This window comes from Paraburkholderia sp., assembly GCF_034668105.1.
Taxonomy (GTDB): Bacteria; Pseudomonadota; Gammaproteobacteria; order Burkholderiales; family Burkholderiaceae; genus Paraburkholderia.
In genome coordinates, this window is sequence record NZ_JAXDPY010000615.1 from 1 (window position 1) to 3,997 (window position 3,997).

Annotated in this window: 4 protein-coding genes; 2 read left to right on the forward strand and 2 right to left on the reverse strand. The window is 58.4% G+C overall.

The features are described 5' to 3' along the window. Both QOC89_RS27005 and QOC89_RS27010 read right to left on the reverse strand, forming a co-directional pair. A partial coding sequence (locus tag QOC89_RS27005) for an alpha/beta fold hydrolase (protein WP_323047824.1) occupies positions 1–660 on the reverse strand: 660 nt, incomplete at its 3' end. A gap of 37 nt (positions 661–697) precedes the next feature. Then, positions 698–1,978 (reverse strand): MFS transporter, encoded by a 1,281-nt coding sequence (locus tag QOC89_RS27010; RefSeq protein ID WP_323047825.1) that lies wholly within the window; start codon positions 1,976–1,978, stop codon positions 698–700. Positions 1,979–2,140: 162 nt separating this feature from the next. Between QOC89_RS27010 and QOC89_RS27015 the strand changes: the two genes are divergently transcribed. Next, the gene (locus QOC89_RS27015; protein WP_323047827.1) at positions 2,141–2,722 is read left to right on the forward strand and encodes a LuxR C-terminal-related transcriptional regulator; all 582 of its coding nucleotides are present in this window, start codon (positions 2,141–2,143) and stop codon (positions 2,720–2,722) included. A 351-nt stretch (positions 2,723–3,073) separates the two neighbouring features. Then, positions 3,074–3,997: xanthine dehydrogenase family protein molybdopterin-binding subunit (locus QOC89_RS27020; protein ID WP_323047826.1), on the forward strand; the 924-nt coding region annotated here is incomplete at its 3' end.

Consider the following 3,997-nt stretch of genomic DNA (forward strand, 5'->3'; position numbering starts at 1 on the left):
CGTACGGGCGAGAAACGCGCCCCAGTCATTAGTCACGAAATCTTCGAGATCGCGATATCCGGCCGTGAGATATAACGCCCGTCTGTAGAATTCCGCGGACATACCCCAACCTGCATAGACTTGCGCCATCGCGCGAATGCCTCGCGGCGCCGCGCCGGAGAAATAGCGGCCGTTCCACGCCGGATCGAGCGTGAGCGCCGCCTTCAATCCGTCCAGAAATACCTGGTTATGAACCGATGTTCTTGCAGACGCGCAAATGATTGCGGCGCGCTCCACCATTTCAGGAAATAGCGCGGCCCAGTGATAGGCCTGCTGTCCTCCCATCGAGAACCCAACGACCAAAGCTAAACGCTCCGCGCGCAACACATCGTGAACGAGGGTGTGCTGGAGCTTCACGCTGTCGCTGACGGATAGCGAAGGAAACATGCCCGGCGGGAAGTGACTCGGTGACGACGACAAGCCGTTACCAAGCATATTCGCCAGGATCACGAAATAGCGATCGGTGTCGAGCGGCCGGCCCGGCCCAACCAGCCATGCTATGTCGACATGGCTGGTCCCGAACGACGTGGGATAGAGAATTACGTTATCGCGTGCGTCATTGAGACGGCCGGCCGTCGCGTATACGAGCTTCGCCTCGGCCAGTGTCTCGCCACTGCTCAATAGCCTATTCCTGCAGATTAACGTCTCGCATTGCATATCAATCAACCCGCCGCAGCAACCACATGCCTATCAGACTGAAAGCCGCGCCGACCATGACATAGTACGCCGGCGCGACGGTGCTTCCGGTCGCGACGATCAGCCATGTCACGAAAAACGACGCGAAACCGCCGAACACCGTAACGCCGAAATTGTACGCAATCGATATGGCCGTCGCGAGGACAGGACTCGGAAAACGCCGTGAAAACGCGTACAGGATCGGCCCCGTATAGGTGCCGGTCAGAATGCCGAAGACAGCCTGGAACGCCAGCAGCGACACCAGGCCCGGGGCAGCATTAATGTAGGTAAACATCGGCCACGCGAGTAGAAAAACAAGCATCGCCGATGGCGCCAACACCCTTCCCGGCCCTACCCTGTCGGCGAGCAAACCGGCAAGTGGCGCGCTGCACATCATGGCAAAACCGCCGACCATTCCCGAGATGAATCCGTCCGACTGCGGGAGATGCAGGACACTTGCCGCATACGTCGGCATATAGAACAGCAGCACGTAGATGGCCACTGTCCATAGCATCACCATCGCGAAACAGCCGAATGTGTCTCTGGCGTGCGTCGTTAGGGATTCCCGTAGCGGCGACGCAATAACACGATGCGTTGTGTCCTCGTAAACTGGGGTTTCAGTAATCCTGGAGCGGAAATAAAATCCCACCGGACCGATCAGGGCGCCGAGCAGAAACGGCAAACGCCACCCCCAACTTTTGACAGACGCGGGATCGAGGGCCGTTGTCACGAACGTGCCGGCTGCCGCGCCAAGCAGGACGGCGAAGCCAATGCTCGACAGCACCCAGCTCGAGTAGTAGGCGCGGCGGCCTTCAGGAGCATGCTCGGTCAAAAAGGCCGCGGCCGTGCCCATTTCACCGCCCGCGGAAAAGCCCTGCATCAGACGCGCGACCACGATGATCAATGGCGCGAGCGGGCCTATCGATTCGTACGACGGCGTCAGCGCGATCAAGGTCGTGCCGGCGGCCATGATCATGATCGTGAGCGTCATTGCCGCCTTACGCCCTTTCTTGTCCGCATAGACACCCAGCACGATGCCGCCGATAGGACGCATGAAAAACCCGACGCCGAATGTCGCGACCGCAAGCAGCAGCGAACTGAAATCGTTGCCTGTCGGGAAAAACACTTTGGCCAGAATCACGGCGAAATAGCTGTACACCGTGAAATCGAACCACTCGAGCCCGTTGCCGATAACAGTCGCCACGATAGCCCGATGTGGGTTCGGCCGAACTTCGCCGATGCCCAGCGATTCCGATATGTCCATTTTTGCTCCGCGAATTGTCGGCCAGGCGTTGCGTGTGATTGACCTTTTACTTACTCATCTAGGTAATGCAAAATCGAGTGTAACGGGCCGAAAACATGATTCAAACTGTTTCGATTACCTAGGTAAACGCTGCAACGCGCTGCAACGGGAGAGGGGTTGATTGTGAAAGAGAACCGGGTTGTGTCTGGCGAACCACTTGATTACCGCCAGATTTTTGAGCTCTGCCCTATCGCCTGCGCTGTTCTGGATCAGCGCACCATCGTCGATTGCAACGAGCTGTTCTCGAGCATCTGGCGAGGAACGCGCGCAGAGATAATCGGGCTGTCGTTCGCGGTGCTTTACGCTGGCGAGAGCGACTTCGATACGCGGGGAAAAAAGATCGGCCCAATACTTGCGAAGCGCGGCAGCTACTCCGACAACTGGCTGATGAAGCGGCTGAACGGAGAGATGTTCTGGAGCCATGTAAGCGGGACGACCGTCGACAAGCGCGCCCCCTATGCCCGCGCAATCTGGACGTTTCTAGATTTGTCGGTTGAACCGCAAATGGTGTCGGCCATACGCGCTTCGCTCACGCCGCGCGAGCGGGAAATCGCCATGCTGCTGCTCGAGGGTTGCAGCAGCAAGGAAATCGCACGGCGGCTGGAGATCAGTCCACGAACTGTGCATGTTCATCGTGCGAGCTTGCTGCGCAAATATTCAGTCAGCAACACGGTTGATCTGTGCAAGAACCTGTTGACGCTTTGAAGGGATGCTTGCGGCCGTCCTCGCGGCGGCGACGCTATTTCACATCAGTGTTCCGGATCTGGTGCTCGTTGCCAATCAGAACTTCCTGGTGCTCTATCTGGTATGCATCTACGCTTGCTGGAAGATCGAACGCGGCGCCCCGCGATGGCTTCTGACGCCACTCGCACATTCGCGCGGGCTCGGCGCTTGAGCCAAGCCGCTAGAAACCATTTCGGTGCGTTTTGAAGAGTCGTGATCCCCGTTGGTGCACACGAGTTGTGCGACGTCCCGCCACACCCCCCGTCCAGACTTCAAAAAATGGCGCGAGTTTCATCTTCGCGTCATGCCTGTTTTATACGGCGGGTGTTAGAAATGAGAACCGGCCCCCAAGCTGACCACACAGATCGCTTGACCCAATGTTCGTGTCGCGGAGAGAACGTGCAATTAGCTAGCAACAAAACGCAGCCACTCATCGGCGGCGACTTTACCCGAATTGAAGGACCGCTTAAGGTCAGTGGTGCGGCAACCTACACGTCGGATTTCAACTTTCCAGGGATGCTGTACGCCGTACCGGTCTGCGCGACAATCGCCAAAGGACGCATCAATCAACTGGAAACGGCCGCTGCCGCGAAGATGCCAGGGGTCCGGGCTGTCTTCACCCGCCAAAATATCGGCAAGTTCTATCGCGTCGGCTTCGGACCAAGAATCGACGAAAGGCGGCCGCCGCTCGACGACGACATCATCTCGTACTATGGCCAGTACATTGCAGTGGTAGTGGCCGATACATTCGAGCAGGCAACTGCCGCGTCCAGTGCAGTGAAGGCGCGGTATGCGCAGAGTCAACCCGATGTAACGAGCCGGATGCCGGCGGAAGGGACGCCGTCTGTCGACACACAGCGCGGCGACGCTCAGGCCGCATTCGCGGCCGTCTCTGACGCGATGAAGCTCGACCAGATCTACACGACGCCGGTCGAAACGCATAATCCAATCGAGCTGCATGCCACAGTGGCAGTATTCGACGGCACGAACTACACGCTTTACGAAACGACTCAGTCGATCGTCTACCAGCGGCAGATGATGGCACAAATGCTCGGCGTGCCGGAAGACCAGGTCCGAGTCATCATGAAGTATCTAGGCTCCGGATTCGGCGGCAAGCTGTTTCCGTGGTCCCACTCGCTACTCGCTGCCGCCGCGGCCCGCAATCTGCGGCGCCCCATCAAGCTGGTGGTGACCCGCGAGATGATGTTCCAGAACGTGGGGCACCGCCCGGCCACGGAGCAACGCATACGCTTGTCG